15 protein-coding genes are annotated in these 16,149 nt (G+C 72.8%); 10 read left to right on the top strand and 5 right to left on the bottom strand.

The features are described 5' to 3' along the window. Positions 1 to 25: 25 nt before the first annotated feature. Positions 26 to 697: a class F sortase gene (locus tag ACH4ZA_RS19935; protein ID WP_351688724.1), complete on the bottom strand. Its 672-nt coding sequence runs from the start codon at positions 695 to 697 to the stop codon at positions 26 to 28. A 335-nt stretch (positions 698 to 1,032) separates the two neighbouring features. Here ACH4ZA_RS19935 and ACH4ZA_RS19940 point away from each other — a divergent pair, with 335 nt between their 5' ends. After that, the gene (locus tag ACH4ZA_RS19940; protein ID WP_351688727.1) at positions 1,033 to 1,539 is read left to right on the top strand and encodes a hypothetical protein; all 507 of its coding nucleotides are present in this window, start codon (positions 1,033 to 1,035) and stop codon (positions 1,537 to 1,539) included. Positions 1,540 to 1,627: 88 nt separating this feature from the next. On the opposite strand, the gene ACH4ZA_RS19945 is transcribed toward ACH4ZA_RS19940, so the two are convergent. The 3 genes from ACH4ZA_RS19945 to ACH4ZA_RS19955 form a co-directional block, all read right to left on the bottom strand. Next, positions 1,628 to 2,158 (bottom strand): hypothetical protein, encoded by a 531-nt coding sequence (locus tag ACH4ZA_RS19945; RefSeq protein ID WP_398430686.1) that lies wholly within the window; start codon positions 2,156 to 2,158, stop codon positions 1,628 to 1,630. A gap of 237 nt (positions 2,159 to 2,395) precedes the next feature. Then, positions 2,396 to 3,160, bottom strand: coding sequence for a hypothetical protein (locus ACH4ZA_RS19950; RefSeq protein WP_398430688.1), 765 nt, complete (start codon positions 3,158 to 3,160; stop codon positions 2,396 to 2,398). A gap of 21 nt (positions 3,161 to 3,181) precedes the next feature. Next, positions 3,182 to 3,775, bottom strand: a complete 594-nt coding sequence (locus tag ACH4ZA_RS19955) for a hypothetical protein (protein WP_398430689.1) — start codon at positions 3,773 to 3,775, stop codon at positions 3,182 to 3,184. Positions 3,776 to 4,103: 328 nt separating this feature from the next. On the opposite strand from ACH4ZA_RS19955, the gene ACH4ZA_RS19960 reads away from it, so the two are divergent. The 3 genes from ACH4ZA_RS19960 to ACH4ZA_RS19970 all read left to right on the top strand — a co-directional run bounded on the left by ACH4ZA_RS19960 (position 4,104) and on the right by ACH4ZA_RS19970 (position 8,373). Then, positions 4,104 to 5,099, top strand: coding sequence for an SCO0930 family lipoprotein (locus tag ACH4ZA_RS19960; protein ID WP_319282292.1), 996 nt, complete (start codon positions 4,104 to 4,106; stop codon positions 5,097 to 5,099). A 329-nt stretch (positions 5,100 to 5,428) separates the two neighbouring features. Next, complete coding sequence (locus ACH4ZA_RS19965) at positions 5,429 to 6,241, top strand: SAM-dependent methyltransferase (protein WP_319282288.1); 813 nt, start codon at positions 5,429 to 5,431, stop codon at positions 6,239 to 6,241. Then, positions 6,238 to 8,373, top strand: coding sequence for a putative bifunctional diguanylate cyclase/phosphodiesterase (locus ACH4ZA_RS19970; RefSeq protein ID WP_398430692.1), 2,136 nt, complete (start codon positions 6,238 to 6,240; stop codon positions 8,371 to 8,373). The genes ACH4ZA_RS19965 and ACH4ZA_RS19970 overlap by 4 nt, the downstream gene beginning before the upstream one ends. Before the next feature lie 114 nt (positions 8,374 to 8,487). On the opposite strand, the gene ACH4ZA_RS19975 is transcribed toward ACH4ZA_RS19970, so the two are convergent. Next, positions 8,488 to 9,369: a LysR substrate-binding domain-containing protein gene (locus tag ACH4ZA_RS19975; RefSeq protein WP_319282282.1), complete on the bottom strand. Its 882-nt coding sequence runs from the start codon at positions 9,367 to 9,369 to the stop codon at positions 8,488 to 8,490. A 131-nt stretch (positions 9,370 to 9,500) separates the two neighbouring features. Between ACH4ZA_RS19975 and ACH4ZA_RS19980 the strand changes: the two genes are divergently transcribed. The 6 genes from ACH4ZA_RS19980 (at position 9,501) to ACH4ZA_RS20005 (ending at position 16,144) form a co-directional block, all read left to right on the top strand. Continuing rightward, positions 9,501 to 10,172 carry a succinate dehydrogenase gene (locus ACH4ZA_RS19980; RefSeq protein WP_319282294.1) on the top strand — a complete coding sequence of 224 codons (672 nt, stop codon included), beginning with the start codon at positions 9,501 to 9,503 and terminating at the stop codon, positions 10,170 to 10,172. Between the two features lie 2 nt (positions 10,173 to 10,174). Then, the gene (locus ACH4ZA_RS19985) at positions 10,175 to 12,133 is read left to right on the top strand and encodes a fumarate reductase/succinate dehydrogenase flavoprotein subunit (RefSeq protein WP_319282279.1); all 1,959 of its coding nucleotides are present in this window, start codon (positions 10,175 to 10,177) and stop codon (positions 12,131 to 12,133) included. Continuing rightward, positions 12,130 to 12,879 (top strand): succinate dehydrogenase/fumarate reductase iron-sulfur subunit, encoded by a 750-nt coding sequence (locus ACH4ZA_RS19990; protein WP_319282276.1) that lies wholly within the window; start codon positions 12,130 to 12,132, stop codon positions 12,877 to 12,879. Before ACH4ZA_RS19985 ends, ACH4ZA_RS19990 begins: the two co-directional genes overlap by 4 nt. Positions 12,880 to 13,280: 401 nt before the next feature. Further along, positions 13,281 to 14,063, top strand: a complete 783-nt coding sequence (locus ACH4ZA_RS19995) for a GNAT family N-acetyltransferase (RefSeq protein ID WP_398430694.1) — start codon at positions 13,281 to 13,283, stop codon at positions 14,061 to 14,063. Next, a complete protein-coding gene (locus ACH4ZA_RS20000; RefSeq protein WP_398430695.1) occupies positions 14,060 to 15,019 on the top strand; it encodes a lysophospholipid acyltransferase family protein in 960 nt (319 codons plus the stop codon). The genes ACH4ZA_RS19995 and ACH4ZA_RS20000 overlap by 4 nt, the downstream gene beginning before the upstream one ends. Positions 15,020 to 15,058: 39 nt before the next feature. Next, entirely contained in the window at positions 15,059 to 16,144 is a 1,086-nt protein-coding gene (locus tag ACH4ZA_RS20005) for an NAD-dependent epimerase/dehydratase family protein (RefSeq protein ID WP_398430696.1), read from the top strand. Positions 16,145 to 16,149: the final 5 nt, after the last annotated feature.

The following is a 16,149-nucleotide window of genomic DNA, read 5'->3' on the forward strand; positions in this document are numbered from 1 at the left end:
GGCCCGCCCGCCCGGCCGCGTCCGCTCAGCGGACCTCGACCAGGCGGGCGAAGGCGACGACGTTGCCGTCGTATCCGTTCGCCTTGGAGAAACCGCCGCCGCAGGTGATGACCCGCAGTTCCGGCGACCCCTTGGAGGCGTAGACGCGGTCGCCGGGGAAGTTGTTCTTGGCGAACACCTCGATGCCGTAGATCTCGAACACGGCCGTCTTCCCGTCCTTGCGCGACACCTCGACGCGGTTGCCCTTCTTCAGCGCACCGAGGCCGTAGAACACGGCGGGACCGAGCTTGTTGTCGACATGGCCGACGACGACCGCCGTCCCCTTCTCGCCCGGTGAGACGCCACCGGTGAACCAGCCCGCGAGGTTCGGGTCCTCCGGCGGCGGTGCCCCCACCCAGCCGTCCGTGTCGAGGCCGACCGCCATGACGGGCGCGTCGACCCGGATGGCGGGGATCCGCACCCGGTCCGGCTCGGCGTAGGGCAGGGCGGCCGCGGTCCGTCCGAAGACGTCGCCGGCGGTGCGGCCGTCCGCGGCCGCCGCCGCGGCCGGCTGCGGCGGGCCGATGTCGAACTCTCCCGACCCGTTCCGGATGAGCGCGAGACCGGTCAGCAGAACAAGCGCTATCACGCCCCAGGGTGCACGCTTCCTCCGCCGCTCCTCCTCTTCCGCCGCCTCGGACAGCTCGTACGCAGACATTCGCCATCCCCTTTCGACACGGCCGTCGCCGCGTCCTTATCGCGCATACGGGAAACGCTAAGCGCCGCGACGTGAACCGGCGACGGGGCAACGGCGAACGGGTGGCCCCGGCTTCGCCCGGTGCGCCATCCGAGTTGACGACGGCAGATATTTTCTGACGGTCCGTGACCTGCGGCGATATCCGATTGTGTGCATATAGCCCGGCGTGTCCTCTCACCAGGACGGACCATTCCCGAAATGCGGGCGCTCGCACGGCATCCGAGGGTCGACCCGGGAGGTGCTTTCTCGCCGACATGCCGGGGACGGGACCCGGGGCGCCTTCCGCGGAGGATCACATGCGTACCACTCGTGCTCTGGCGGCCTCGGCGGTCACCGCCGCCGCGGCCGCCGCCCTCACCCTCACCGCCCCCGCCGCTGTCGCCCGGGACGGCATGGGCGCCAACCCCAGCAACATCGTCGTCCTGCCCGCCGTCATCGCCCGCGGCGGCCAGCTCACGATCACCGTCGACGGCTGCCCCGCCGGCGGCGCCGTCACCTCGGCGGCGTTCCCGCAGGCCCAGCTGACGCCGATCAACGGCGCCAACCAGACGGCCAGGGGCACCGCCACCGTCAACGACACCGCCCGCCCCGGCGCCTACGACGTCACCGTCAACTGCTCCGGCCGTACCCTGACCCGCCCGGCCGCCTTCACCGTCATCGGCGGTGTCCGCGGCGGCCTCGGCGGCAGCAGCACCAGCGGCGCCACCCCGACCGACGTCGCGATCGGCGGCGGGCTCGTCGCCGCCGCGGTGGTCGGCGGCGGGCTGTTCTGGATGCGGCGCCGCGCCGAGCGCCGCATCTGACGTCCGCCGCCGCGCGGACCGCGCGTGACACCGGACTTCGCCCCGGACCCGCTGGGTTCCGGGGCGAAGCCCCGTGCGCGACGGGCCGTCAGCCGCCGTCCTCGACCGTGCGGCGTCGTGCGACGCGGTAGGCGGCAGCGACCGAACCCGCGACGAGCGCCGCGCCCAGCCCGATCTCCTGGAGGTCGAACCCGGCGGAAGCGCCGCCCTCACCGGCGTGCACACCCCCGGGCGGCCGGGGGTGCACGGGATCCGGACGGACGGCGGCGATCGTCAGTTCCTTGACGGCGCTCACGCCACCGCAGGCGAACGTCACCCGGTACGAGACGCCCGGCTCGGCGTCCCGGTCGACCTGCGCCACCGCCGACGTGGAGCCCTTCGGGATGACGACGGCGTCGAACACCCCCGACGTGACGGTCACGGAGCTCCGGCAGCCGCTGGTCGCCCGATCGACCTGGAGGACGACCTCGCCGCCCGCGGCGACCGTCGAGGGCAGCACCCGGTAGCCGTTGGACATGACGTAGTGGTTGTCGTCGTCGCTCGCCGCGGCGGCCGGTGCGAAGCAGGTCAGGGCGGTGACGCCCAGCAGGGCCGCCGAAGCGACGCGTATCGCGGGCATGGTGGATCCTCCGGTCCCGAGGAGCAGCCGCGGACCTGTTCCGCTCTATCCAGCCATGCGCCTCGATGACCGAAACGCTAGGAACGCGGGTGCGCTCCCGCGATCGGTGTCGTGCGAATGGGGCACGGGTGTGGGCCGCTCGGGCGACGCCGTTCCTGCACCCGGGGGATGGCGGCGGCGTGGCGGCCGTTCCCCGGTGCGCGGACGTGCGAGTGAACCGACATCGTTCCGGGAGCCTCAGCCGCCGATTCCCGGGAACAGGCGGAGGAACGGTTCCGCCGACGCGCTGACACCCCGGCTGTACGGCGCGTCGAAGTCCCAGATGAGGAAGAGCAGGAAGGCGATGAGCGCGGAGAACAGCCCGGCCAGGACCAGTTCGCGGGTGGTGCGCCGGATCTGCAGCGCGAACACCATGCCGATGGTGATGACGGCCCCCGCCAGCAGCCCGAACCACACCACGCCGGGCATGGTCGCCCCCGTCGACTCGGCGCGGGCGTTGCGCGCCTGGTCGGCCGCGGCCAGCTGGTCCAGCAGCGGCTGGTAGGCCTGCGCCTGGAAGTCGGAGGCCGGCCGGTAGTCGGTGACGTCCACCCGGACCCGGTGGAGGAGTTCGTCGCCGTGCCCGTTCACCTCGGCGCCGTCGGCCATCTCCTTCCACTCCGTGGTGACGACGTGTCCGACATAGGCGTTGACATCCGCTCGAATTCGGTCGCGCACGTCCGCCGGGTACACGCGCACCCGCTCGGAGATCTCGTGCAGCGCCTGCGCCTCGGCCTGCACATGGTCCTGGGCGACGCTGCGCGCCTCCCAGACGCCGGCGATGGCCAGACCGAGGACGATGGCGTACACCACGCCGATCCACATCGTCATGTACTCGATGACGTCCGGGGTCTCCGAGGGGTCCTCGTCCTCCGGCGCCCTGCGGTGCCGTACGAGGGTGATGACGACCACCACCGCGCAGGCGGCGAGCATCGCGAGGGTGAGAACAAGCCATTCCGGCAAGGAAAGCCTCCAGGATCGGCGTCAGCGCGGTCGCAGCGCGGCGACGGCGACCAGCGCGGGCACGGTGACGAGCAGGACGTAGGTGACCGGCGACTGTCCCCCGCGGGCGGGCCGCTGACGCGCCGTCGCGTGGTAGGGCGGATAGGTCACCGGAGCCGCCGAGGGGCGCGGCGCGGGCGGCGGCTCGGGGGCGGGGGCCGGCGCGGGCGGGGGCGCGGGGGCCGGCCGTGGGGGAGGCGTGACGCGGCGCGGCGGCGCGGGCGGCTGCGGGCGCGGCTTCGGCGCCGGCGGGCGGGGCGCAGGGGGCGGCGGCTTCGGGGCCGGCGCCGGGGGGCGGGGCGGGGCGGGCGTGGGGGTGGGGGTCGGCGTCGGTTCGGGCGGTTGCGGCTGCGGAGGCTCGGGCGGCGGCGTGGGCTGCGGGCAGACGGGGGACTCCTGCCACCCGTAACTCCCCGCGACGGCCACCGCCTCAGTGCCGTCCGGGCCCGTCGAGGCGTATGCGCAGGCGTCCGCCGTCGCCACGCCGGCCGGGACGGCCGCGAGGATCCAGACCGCGCTCACCAGGGCCAGGCCTCGTGTGACGAGGGCGGTTCGGGTCGCTTCGGGTCCATGCACGACGAAGATCATGCGGCCTCACGCAGCGGCCGCAGTCCCCGCCCGGCGGGGATTGCCCCGAACGGGGGAACCGCGGTTCCCCGGGTTTGCCGGGTGGTGCGCGCGCTTATGCGGCCGGTCGTTCAGCTGTGCGATCGGCGGGCTCCGTGCAGGCGCACCCCCCGGTCCGGGAGCCTTCTCGGGCGTCCGGGGCCGGTGCGCGTCACAGGGCGCGGAAAGAAATTTGTGCCGCGGTTGAACACAACGGACCTTCGCATGCGTACCCAGTGTCGTGCGGTGGCGCAGCAGGGCGCCGCAACATCTTGGGACGATCGGGGAGTTGTTGACGATGAAGACCACCTGGCGGAGCGCCTCACTCGCGGCTGGCACCGTGGCCGTACTGGCGCTGACGACGGCGTGCGGATCGGAAAGCGGCACGTCAGCGTCGAGCCAGAACGTCGGGGCCACGGCTCCGGCCGGTGGCATCGGGGGCGTCGGCAGCGGTTACGGTCAGGTCGGCGCCAGTGCGAGCCCCGCCCCCGGCGGCGTCGGTGCGGGCACCGGAGCGCAGGGCGGATCGACGGGCGAACTGGCCGTCGCCGCGAACCCGGAACTGGGCAAGATCCTCACCGACGGCGCCGGCAAGACCCTCTACCGCTTCGACGCGGACACCGCGGAACCCCCGAAGTCGAACTGTGACGGCGACTGCGCGGCCGCCTGGCCGCCGGTGTCCGCCGACGACGCGACCGCAGGCGACGGCATCGACAAGTCGCTGCTCGGTGAGATCACCCGCTCCGACGGCAGCAAGCAGCTCACCGTGGCGGGCTGGCCCGCCTACTACTACGCCAAGGACGCCAACGCCGGCGACACCACCGGCCAGGGCGTCGGCAACAAGTGGTTCGCGCTGACCCCCGAGGGCAAGAAGGCCAAGGGCGGCGGCGGGGGCGGCGCCGGCAGCGGTGGCGGGGACGCCGCTCTGGCCGGGCTGTCCGTCCGCAAGGACCCGAACCTCGGCAACATCGTCGTCGACAAGAACGGCATGACCGTCTACCGGTTCCTGAAGGACAAGGCGTGGCCCAAGCCGGTGTCGAACTGCAACGGCCCGTGCCTGGAGAAGTGGCCGGCGGTGGCGCCGGTGGACGCGAACGACACCAAGGGCGTCCAGAAGAAGGGCCTGATGAGCTTCACCCGGGGTGACGGCGTCAAGCAGCAGACGGTCAACTGCTCGCCGATCTACACCTTCTCCGGTGACAAGTCTCCCGGCGACATCAACGGCCAGGGCGTGGGCGGCACGTGGTACGCCGTCGCGCCCGACGGAAAGCTGGTCGGAGCGCCGGGGCAGTAGGAACGCCTCCCCAGGGCCGGTTCCCGCAGCTGTCCCCTCGCGCACGACCCGTTGGTCCGCCCCCTCCGCGCCGCACGGAGGGGGCGGACCGCTGTGCTTGTCGGGCCCCCTCCTCCTGTGCGTAGAATTCGGCCGCCCTCCGGGCCGCTCCGGGAACCCTCCGGAGCGGCCCGGACACTTGTCGTAGCCCCGCGTGGGGCGTCGGTCCGGCACGTGCCGGAGGCAGTGACCGGGAACGGACGGTCAATTTCCGTTTCCCCTCGCCCGTTTGGCGGGCGATCAGTAGCCTCAGCCTCGAACACCGGATCGCCTACGCCTTGGAGAGATAGATGGAGCGTCCCGCCTGGGCCCCTCGGAGCATCGACATCTCGGTGCCGAGCGTCTCGCGGATCTACGACTACTACCTGGGCGGATCGCACAACTTCGAGGTGGACCGGGAAGCGGCCCGCAGGGCGATGGAGTTCATCCCCGGACTGCCGAAGATCAGCCAGGCGAACCGGGCGTTCATGCGCCGCGCCGTGCGGTACGCGGTCGCCGAGGGCGTCACCCAGTTCCTCGACATCGGCTCCGGAATCCCCACGTTCGGCAACGCGCACGAGATCGCCCGGGCGGCGAGCCCCGGCGCGCGCGTGGTCTACGTCGATCACGACCCGGTCGCCGTGGCGCACAGCCAGGCGGTGCTGACCGACTGCGACGGAGTGGACGTCGTGGCCGCCGACCTGCGCAAGCCGCAGGAGATCCTGACCAGCCCGCAGGTGGAGCAACTGCTGGACCTGGAGCGGCCGGTGGCCCTCCTGCTGGTCGCCGTGCTCCACTTCGTCGAGGACGCCGACGACCCGCACGCGGCGGTGGCCGAACTCGGCGCCGCACTCGCGCCCGGCAGTCTGCTGGTGCTCACGCATGCCTCGTACGAGGGAATCCCGCAGCTGTCGCGGCGGGCCGAGGGCGCAGTCGACGTGTACAAGGACATTCGCAATCCGCTGGTCATGCGCTCACATGACGAGATCGGGCGGTTCTTCGAGGGGTACGACATGGTGGAGCCGGGACTGGTGCCGATGCCGCACTGGCGGCCGGAGACGGCGCCGGAGGAGGAGGACCCGTGGGCCTTCTCCGGTTTCGCCGGCGTGGGGCGCACGGCGTGAGTGCGGAGCCGGACGGGCCGGAGGACAGACTGCGGCGGTTCGTGACGATCTGGAGCCGGGCCGTGTACCCGGTGACCTCGACGTCATTGACCCGCCCCGAACTCGAGGAGCGGCTTCTGCCGCTGGCGCGGCGGTTGCGTGAGGCGCTGCTGGAGCGGATCCTCGACGCCGACACCGCCAAGGCGGTCGGCGCGGCCCTGGTCGACGTGCACTGCACCGACCCCGAGGCGCTCAGCCGCACACTCGACTGCGTCGACGCCTACCTGGTGCTCTACTGCGGCGAGGACGACCCCCAGGAGGACCTGCGCACCCGCGCCTCGCGTCTGCAGCACGCCATGGCCGCCGGCTACGCGGCGGCGCTGCGCGACCGCACCCTCGCCGAGCAGGAGGCCATCGCCCAGGCCGCGTTGCGCGCCCAGGGCGTCGTCGCGCAGGCGCTGCACGCCAGCGAGGCGCGCTTCCGCGCGGTCTTCGAGGGAGCCGCGATAGGCATCAGCATCGCCGACCTGGAGGGCAACGTCCTCCAGGTCAACGGGGCGTTGCTGCGCATGTTCGGCGGTTCGGAGCAGTCGCTGCTCGGCCGCAAGGTCCAGGACCTCACCCACCCCGAGGACGCTCCGCAGACCTGGCGGCTCTACGACGAGCTCGTCCGCGGCGAACGGGAGCACTACCACACGGAGAAGGCGTTCAGCCGCCCCGACGGAACGGTCCTGTGGACCAATCTGACGGTCTCGCTGCTGCGGGACGCGGACGGGGTCCCGCAGTACCAGCTGGCCCTGATGGAGGACACCACCGAGCGCCGGCTGCTCAATCTGCGGCTGCGCTACGAGGCCACCCACGACGCGCTCACCGGCCTGCCCAACCGCACCCTGTTCTTCGAACGGCTGGAGAAGGTGCTGGCGGCCGGCGAGGGCCGTCGGTTCGGACTGTGCTATCTCGACCTCGACGGCTTCAAGACCATCAACGACAGCCTGGGACACGCCGCCGGCGACCGGCTGCTGGTGGAGGTCGCCGACCGGCTGCAGTCCTGCGCGACCGCGCCCGGCGAGATGGTCGCGCGCCTCGGCGGCGACGAGTTCGTGGCGCTGACCACCGGCCCCGACACCCGCCACGAGGTCGACGAGCTCGCCTCGCGCATCATGAACGCGCTGATCGCGCCCGTGAGCATCGACGGCCGCGAGCTGACCGTGCGCGGCAGCATCGGCATCGTCGAGGGGCCGGCCGGGGAGCGCAGCGCGGCGGAGGTGCTGCGCAGCGCCGACATCACCATGTACCGGGCCAAGTCGGCGGGCGGCAACCGCTTCGAGGTCGCCGACCCGGAGGCCGACGCGCGCGCCATCACCCGGCACGGCCTGACCACGGCGCTCCCGGCGGCCCTGGAGCGCGGCGAGTTCTTCATCGAGTACCAGCCGCTGGTCCACCTCGGCGACGGCAGCGTGCGCGGCGCGGAGGCGCTGGTGCGCTGGCTGCATCCGCAGCACGGCGTGCTCGGACCCGACCGGTTCATCCCGCTCGCCGAGCACACCGGGCTGATCGTGCCGCTGGGCCGCTGGGTGCTGGAGGAGTCGGTGCGGCAGGCCGGCGAGTGGCGTGAACGCAACGAGGACACCGGCCCGCTGCGCATCAACGTCAACCTGTCCCCGTGCCAGCTCACCCACCCCGGCCTGGTGCAGGACACCGTCGACATCCTGGAGCGGGCGGGAGTGGACCCGGCCGCGCTGTGCCTGGAGGTGACGGAGTCGGCGTTGATCGGCGCCGACGACGCCCTGCTCAAGCCGCTGCGCCGGCTCGCCGAGATGGGCGTGGACATCGCGCTCGACGACTTCGGCACGGGCTACTCCAACCTCGCCAACCTGCGCCGGCTCCCGGTGAGCGTGCTCAAACTGGACCGCTCCTTCACCCAGGGCATGCAGCAGTTCCCGGCGGACCCCGTCGACCTCAAGATCGTCGAGGGGATCGTTTCGCTCGCGCACAGTCTGGACCTCGCGGTCACCGTGGAGGGCGTGGAGACCGGCGCCCAGGCCGAGCAGCTGCGGATACTCGGCTGCGACACGGCCCAGGGCTGGTACTACGCCCGCCCCGGCCCCCCGGACCGCCTGCACGACCTGGCCATGGTGGACGCCACGGGCTGACCCCGGGCCGGAGCGCTCCGGCCGGGCTCGTGGGGGCGCTCCGGGTGGGAGAGCGGGGGGCGCAGCACGCCCGCGGGCCGCGCACGGCGCCCGACCGGCAGCGCGCGGGCCGGCTCACCGCTCCAGCAGCATGCGCTGCAGCTCCCGCGCCGCCCGGGGCGGCGCCACGTCGCTGCGGTGGGCCAGGGCGATCGTGCGGTGCAGGCCCGGCCGGGCGAGCGGGGTGACCCGCAGGCCCCGGCCGGAGCGGGCGGCCACCATACGGGGGACCACGGCCACTCCGAGGCCGGCCCGCACGAACCCGAGCACCGCGTCCATCTCGCCGCCCTCCACCGCGAAGTCGGGTTCGAAGCCCTCAGCACGGCACGCGGCCACCGTGAGCTCCCTCAGGTCGTAGCCGTGCCGGAACATCACCATGCGCTCGCCCTCAAGGTCGGCGATCCGCACGGTGCGCCCCTGTCCCGGCCGGGGCGCCTCCGGTGAGGACACCACCACCAGGTCCTCGCGCAGCAGCTCCACCGTGGTCAGCGCCGGGGACGGGCTGGGCAGGGGCAGGACGACGAGGGCGAGGTCCAGGGCGCCGCGCGCCAGTTCGCGGACGAGGTCGTGCGAACCGCCCTCCTCGATCAGCAGCCGGATGCCCGGATAGCGGTCGTGGAAGGCGCGCAGCACGTCCGGCAGCAGGCCCGTGCAGACACTGGGCGTCGCCCCGAGCCGCACCCGCCCGCCGCGCATCTGCACCAGCTCCTGCACCTCGTACCGGGCGGTCTCGGTGTCCGCGAGGATCCGCCGGGCCAGCGGCAGCAGCGCCTCGCCCGCGTCCGTGAGCGTGATGTTGCCGCGCGCCCGCAGGAACAGATCCGCCCCCAACTCCCGCTCCAGCGCCTTGATCTGCTGCGACAGCGACGGCTGCGCCACGTGCACGAGCTCGGCGGCACGGGTGAAGTGCCGGGTCTCGGCGACCGCCACGAAGTACTGGAGCTGCTGGAACTGCATGCCTCCAGCGTACGTCGACGATAGGTGGAGCCTATGGAATCAAGGTGGACCATGTCTTGGACCGATCGGCAGGCGCGGCCGTAGCGTCTGCAGACATGGCTCTGGCAACGCGGACGGACCGACGGTCGTCCATGGCGCGCACCGTGTGGGACTCCTCCGTCGGCAAGAAGACCGTGATGGCCGTCAGCGGCATGATCATGCTGCTGTACCTGGTCGCCCATGTGATCGGCAACCTCAAGATCTTCTTCGGTCCGACGGAGTTCAACCACTACGCCCACTGGCTGCGCACGGTCGGCGAACCGTTCATGCACTACGAGTGGACGCTCTGGCTCGTCCGCGTCGTGCTCGTCGTCGCCGTGGTCGCCCACGCCGTCTGCGCCTACCAGCTCAGCCGCCGCGACCTCAAGGCGCGTCCCGCCAAGTACGTGCACAGGAAACCGCGGGCGAGCTACGCCACCCGCACCATGCGCTGGGGCGGCGTCATCCTCGCCCTCTTCATCGTGTGGCACGTCCTCGACCTGACCACCGGCACCGTGCACAGCGGCGGCTTCCAGGAGGGCCACCCGTACCAGAACGTCGTGGACACCTTCTCCACCTGGTACGGCAACGCCGTCTACATCGTCGCGATGCTCGCCGTCGGCCTGCACGTACGGCACGGCTTCTGGAGCGCGGCCCAGACCCTCGGCGCCGGCAGCCGCACCCGCGACCGCGCCCTCAAGATCTTCGCCGACGTCCTCGCACTGCTGCTCACGGCCGGCTTCCTCGCCGTGCCCGTGGGCGTCATGACCGGAGTGGTGAGCTGAACATGAGTCCCTTCTCCTCCTACGCGCACTACAGGACCGGTGAGCCGGTCGTCGACGCCAAGGCCCCGTCCGGCCCCGTGGCCGAGCGCTGGGACAAGCGCCGCTTCGAGGCCGGGCTGGTCAATCCCGCCAACCGGCGCAAGCACACCGTGATCGTCGTCGGCACCGGCCTCGCCGGCGCCTCCGCCGGCGCCACGCTCGCCGAACAGGGCTACCACGTCGTCCAGTTCTGCTACCAGGACTCCCCGCGCCGCGCCCACTCCATCGCCGCCCAGGGCGGCATCAACGCGGCGAAGAACTACCGCAACGACGGCGACTCCGTGCACCGGCTCTTCTACGACACCGTCAAGGGCGGCGATTTCCGGGCCCGGGAGTCCAACGTGCACCGGCTCGCACAGATCTCCGTCGAGATCATCGACCAGTGCGTCGCACAGGGCGTGCCCTTCGCCCGCGAGTACGGCGGCCTGCTCGACACCCGCTCGTTCGGCGGCGTGCAGGTCTCGCGCACCTTCTACGCCCGCGGCCAGACGGGCCAGCAACTGCTCCTCGGCGCCTACCAGGCGCTCAGCCGGCAGATCGCCGCCGGCGGCGTCGAGATGCACCCGCGGACCGAGATGCTCGACCTGATCGTCGTCGACGGACGGGCCCGCGGCATCGTGGCCCGTGACCTGATCACCGGGCGGATCGACACCCACGTCGCGGACGCCGTCGTCCTGGCCAGCGGCGGTTACGGAAACGTCTTCTACCTGTCGACCAACGCCATGAACTCCAACGCCACCGCGATCTGGCGGGCGCACCGGCGCGGCGCCTACTTCGCCAACCCCTGTTTCACGCAGATCCACCCCACCTGTATCCCGCGCACCGGGGACCACCAGTCGAAACTGACGCTGATGAGCGAGTCGCTGCGCAACGACGGCCGGATCTGGGTGCCGAAGGCCAAGGGCGACGACCGTCCGCCGAACCGGATCCCCGAGGACGAGCGCGACTACTACCTGGAGCGCGTCTACCCCTCCTTCGGCAACCTGGTCCCGCGCGACATCGCCTCGCGCGCCGCCAAGAACGTCTGCGACGAAGGCCGGGGCGTCGGACCGGGCGGGCAGGGCGTGTACCTGGACTTCGCCGACGCGATCGCGCGCATGGGCCGCGCGGCCGTCGAGGCCCGGTACGGCAACCTCTTCGACATGTACCGGCGGATCACCGACGAGGACCCCTACGAGGTCCCGATGCGGATCTACCCGGCCGTGCACTACACGATGGGCGGACTGTGGGTCGACTACGACCTGCAGACCACCGTCCCCGGCCTGTTCGCGATCGGCGAGGCCAACTTCTCCGACCACGGCGCGAACCGCCTCGGCGCGAGCGCCCTCATGCAGGGCCTCGCCGACGGCTACTTCGTCCTCCCCGCGACCGTCAACGACTACCTCGCCCGCCACGCGCGCCGGAGCGAGGTGAGCGACGAGCACCCCGCCGTCCAGGAGGCGCTGGCCGAGACGCAGGACCGTCTGAACCTGCTGCTGTCGGTGGACGGCGACCGCACCCCGGACTCCTTCCACCGCGAACTCGGCGAACTGATGTGGGAGTTCTGCGGCATGGCCCGCACGGACGCCGGTCTGCGCAAGGCGCTCGCGCGGATCCCGCAGATCCGCGAGGAGTTCTGGCGCCGCATCAAGGTCCCCGGCGTCGGCGCCGAGTTCAACCAGTCCCTGGAGAAGGCCAACCGGATCGTCGACTACCTCGAACTGGCCGAGCTGATGTGCCTCGACGCCCTGCACCGCGCCGAGTCCTGCGGCGGCCACTTCCGCGAGGAGTCCCAGACGCCGGACGGCGAAGCCGCCCGCCGCGACGACGAGTTCGCCTACGCGGCCGCCTGGGAGTTCACGGGCACGGGTCACGCGCCCACCCTGCACCGGGAAGACCTGGTCTTCGAGTACGTCCACCCCACCCAGCGGAGCTACGCATGAGGCTCACCCTGCGCGTCTGGCGGCAGCGCGACACCGACTCCGACGGCGCCATGTCCACGTACGAGGTGGACGGCATCTCGCCCGACATGTCCTTCCTGGAGATGCTCGACACCCTCAACGAGGAGCTCATCCTGCGCGGCGACGACCCGGTCGCCTTCGACCACGACTGCCGCGAGGGCATCTGCGGCGCGTGCTCGCTCGTCATCAACGGCGATGCGCACGGACCGGAGCGCACCACCACCTGCCAGCTGCACATGCGGTCCTTCCGGGACGGCGACACCATCGACGTGGAGCCGTGGCGGGCCGCCGCCTTCCCGGTCGTCAAGGACCTGGTCGTCGACCGCAGCGCCCTCGACCGGATCATCCAGGCCGGCGGATACGTCACCGCGCCCACCGGCGCCGCACCCGAGGCCCACGCCACGCCGGTGCCCAAGCCGGACGCCGACTTCGCCTTCGAACACGCGGAGTGCATCGGCTGCGGGGCGTGCGTGGCCGCCTGCCCCAACGGGGCGGCGATGCTGTTCACGTCCGCCAAGGTCAACCACCTCAACGTGCTGCCGCAGGGCGCACCCGAGCGGGAGACGCGGGTGCTGGACATGGTGGCGCAGATGGACGAGGAGGGCTTCGGCGGCTGCACCCTCGCCGGGGAGTGCGCCACGGCCTGCCCCAAGGGCATTCCGCTGATGTCCATCACCGGCATGAACAGGGAATGGCTGCGGGCGACCCGGAAGTCCGCCAAGCGGTAGCGCCGGGCATGTGAAGCGTTCGCCGAGGGTGCGGACGGGCGGGGCCGGGAGTGGTGCTCCCCGGCCCCGTCTCGCGTCCGCGGGCACGGGCGGGGCGCGGCCCCGGACCGGGGAACCGACCGGTCAACCGCCAGGCGAACCGGCAGGCGACGGGACGGTGAACGGGCCGGTGAACGGGCCGGTGAACGGGACGGTGGGGCGACGCGCGCCTTCCGACCCGGTCCCGACCGGCGCCCGCCACCCCGTCCCCGGCGTCGGCCCGAGCCGTTCAGCAAGCGCACATCAGCTCTCCTTGCGCCGGTCACGCCGAGGTCGGCCGGGAGCGGAAGAACAGGGGCGGCAGCACCCACGCCAGGGGGCTGCAGCCGCTGCGCCCACCCGGCCCGCGACAGGAGAGAGCCATGACCGGCGTTTCCACGCTCGACCGCCCCCAGCAGTCCACGGCACCCGCCCGCTACACCGTCACCCTGGCCCGCGACGAGGACGACGTGCGGGCCGCGCAGCGGCTGCGGCACGACGTGTTCGCCGGCGAGCTCGGCGCCACGCTGGCGTCCGCCGAGCCGGGCCTCGACGTCGACCCGTTCGACGCCCGCTGCGACCACCTGCTGGTGCGCGACACGCACACCGGCCAGGTCGTCGGGACCTACCGGCTGCTGCCGCCGGAGCGCGCCGCGGCCACCGGACGCCTCTACTCGGACGGCGAGTTCGACCTCGGCGCGCTCGACGCGATCCGGCCCGGCCTGGTCGAGGTCGGCCGCTCCTGCGTGCACCCCGACCACCGCGACGGGGCCGTCATCGGCCTCATCTGGGCCGGCATCGCCCGGTACATGGTGGACCGCGGCCACGCGTGGCTGGCCGGCTGCTGCTCCGTCCCGCTGGCCGACGGCGGCGCGCTGGCGGCCGGCGTCTGGGAGCGGGTGCGCGTGAAGCACCTGGCGCCCGAGGAGTTCCGGGTGCGGCCGCTGCGCCCGTGGACGCCTTCCCCGGCCGCGTCGGCCGCCGCGGCCGGACGCACCGAGCTGCCCGCCCTGCTGCGCGGCTACGTCCGCCTCGGCGCCTGGGTGTGCGGGGAGCCCGCCCACGACCCCGACTTCGGCGTCGCCGATCTGTACGTGCTGCTGCCGATGAACCGCGTCGACCCGCGCTACCTGCGGCACTTCCTCTCCCTCGTGCCCGCCGCGTGAGCGTCTGGCTGCCGGCGGCGCCCTGCACTCCGCGGGCGTGCGTGCGAGGGACGGCGTCCCGTACGGGCGTGGCGAGAGCCGTGCTGCGGCTCACGGCGGTCGCCGTGCTGGTGCTGGTGGGAGTGGCGCTGTCGCCGCTCGGCGGGCTGATCCCGGCGGGCGCGGTGCGACGGTGGAGCCGCACCGTCGTCCGGGCGGCCGGGGTGCGCGTCCGGGTGACCGGCGCGAGCGCGCCGGCCGCCGGGGGAGTGCTCCTCGTCGCCAACCACATCTCCTGGCTGGACGTCCCGCTGCTGGCGGGCGTCCGCCCGGCGCGGATGCTCGCCAAGGCCGAGATCCGGCGCTGGCCGGTGGCGGGCGCGCTGGCCGCGCGCGGCGGCGTGCTGTTCATCGACCGCGACCGGCTGCGCGCCCTGCCCGCCACGGTGGAACGGATCACGCAGGTGCTGCGCTCCGGCCGGGCGGTCGCCGTGTTCCCGGAGGGGAGCACCTGGTGCGGCCGGGCGCAGGGGCACTTCCGCAGGGCGGTGTTCCAGGCCGCGCTGGACGCCGGCGCCCAGGTCCAGCCGGTGCGCATCGGCTACCGCGACGACGGCGGGTCGGTCAGCACGGCGGCCGCCTTCGTCGGCGACGACTCCCTGCTCGCCTCGCTGTGGCGGGTGGCGTCCACCCGGGGTCTGGTGGCCGAGGTCGAGGTGCTGACCGCCCTCGCGGCGGACGGTCACCCGGACCGCAGGACGCTGGCCGCGGCGGCCGGGGCCGGGGTGCTGGACGCGCCACGTGAGCGGCCCCCGTCCGAACCGGCCGCCCCTGCCACCGTCCGGCACGGCCCCCGCGGCCCACGGCGGGCGGTCGCCGGCGGGGGCCGGGGAGGAGGCCGGCGGCGGACGGCCGCGCGGCGGCAGCCGGCCGTCGGGGCGATTCCCGGCAACACGGTTACGGCCGCGCCGAGTTGATGGGATCATGACGCGTCCCGACCTCCGAGGGGAGCGCGCGTGAGCACGGATCCGGCCGGCACGTCGGTGCTGGTGACGGGCGGCAGCGGCTTCGTGGCCGCGCATCTCGTCCAGCAGCTCCTGGTCCGCGGCCACCGTGTGCACACCACCGTGCGCTCCACGGCGAACGCGGCCAAGTGCGGCCCGCTGCACGCCCTCCAGGACGCCTTCCCCGGCCGCCTCGAACTCTTCGAGGCCGACCTGCTGGCCGAGGGCTCCTTCGACGCGGCGATGCGGGCCTGCTCGGTGGTGTTCCACGTCGCCTCACCGTTCCTGATGCCGGAGAAGATCAAGGACGGGCGGCGGGACGTCGTAGAGCCCGCTCTGCGCGGCACCCGCAACGTCGTGGCGTCGATCGAGCGCACGCCGACGGTCCGCCGGCTCGTCCTCACCTCCACGGTGGGCGCGATCTTCGGCGACTACGCCGACGTACGGGAGATGGACGGCGGGACGCTGTCGGAGAAGTACGTCAACACCACCAGCACGGTGGAGAACAACCCGTACCACTACGCCAAGACGGTCGCCGAGCAGGCGGCCTGGGAGGCCGAGGCCGCACAGCACCGCTGGCGCATGGTCTCCCTCAACCCCGGCCTGATCCTGGGGCCTTCGCTCACCCCGGCCTCCGACTCGGGCAGCCTGTTCCTGCTGGACGAACTGTTCAAGGGCTACTTCTTCTACGGCGCCCCGGACTTCAGTTTCACTACGGTGGACGTGCGGGACGTGGCCGCGGCCCACATCGCGGCCGCCGAACACCCGGACGCCCACGGCCGGTACATCCTCGCCGCCGAGGAGATGACCTCCTTCCACCGGATGGCGAAGATCCTCCGGGAGCAGTACCCGAGGAACCTGCGCCTGCCCCGGACGGCCCTTCCGCACTGGCCGGTCCGCGTCCTCGGCCCCGCCTTCGGCCTGTCGCAGGCCTACATCCGCAGCCACCTCGGCATCCGCTTCCGCGTCGACAACCGCAGAAGCATCGACGAACTGGGACTCGTCTACCGTCCGATCGAGGAGACCGTGACGGACCACTACCGGGCCTGGCGGGAGCAGCGCGCCCGCCGGAGCAGCGCGCCCGGCGGCGCCCGGTGAGCGGT

This window comes from Streptomyces sp. NPDC020597, assembly GCF_044335095.1.
Taxonomy (GTDB): Bacteria; Actinomycetota; Actinomycetes; order Streptomycetales; family Streptomycetaceae; genus Streptomyces.

What these genes read in the sequence shown, in the direction of transcription:
- ACH4ZA_RS19935 (WP_351688724.1), bottom strand. Translation starts at nt 697, where the DNA reads ATGTCTGCGTACGAGCTGTCCGAGGCGGCGGAAGAGGAGGAGCGGCGG.
- ACH4ZA_RS19940 (WP_351688727.1), top strand. Translation starts at nt 1,033, where the DNA reads ATGCGTACCACTCGTGCTCTGGCGGCCTCGGCGGTCACCGCCGCCGCG.
- ACH4ZA_RS19945 (WP_398430686.1), bottom strand. Translation starts at nt 2,158, where the DNA reads ATGCCCGCGATACGCGTCGCTTCGGCGGCCCTGCTGGGCGTCACCGCC.
- ACH4ZA_RS19960 (WP_319282292.1), top strand. Translation starts at nt 4,104, where the DNA reads ATGAAGACCACCTGGCGGAGCGCCTCACTCGCGGCTGGCACCGTGGCC.
- ACH4ZA_RS19965 (WP_319282288.1), top strand. Translation starts at nt 5,429, where the DNA reads ATGGAGCGTCCCGCCTGGGCCCCTCGGAGCATCGACATCTCGGTGCCG.
- ACH4ZA_RS19975 (WP_319282282.1), bottom strand. Translation starts at nt 9,369, where the DNA reads ATGCAGTTCCAGCAGCTCCAGTACTTCGTGGCGGTCGCCGAGACCCGG.
- ACH4ZA_RS19980 (WP_319282294.1), top strand. Translation starts at nt 9,501, where the DNA reads ATGGCGCGCACCGTGTGGGACTCCTCCGTCGGCAAGAAGACCGTGATG.
- ACH4ZA_RS19985 (WP_319282279.1), top strand. Translation starts at nt 10,175, where the DNA reads ATGAGTCCCTTCTCCTCCTACGCGCACTACAGGACCGGTGAGCCGGTC.
- ACH4ZA_RS19990 (WP_319282276.1), top strand. Translation starts at nt 12,130, where the DNA reads ATGAGGCTCACCCTGCGCGTCTGGCGGCAGCGCGACACCGACTCCGAC.
- ACH4ZA_RS19995 (WP_398430694.1), top strand. Translation starts at nt 13,281, where the DNA reads ATGACCGGCGTTTCCACGCTCGACCGCCCCCAGCAGTCCACGGCACCC.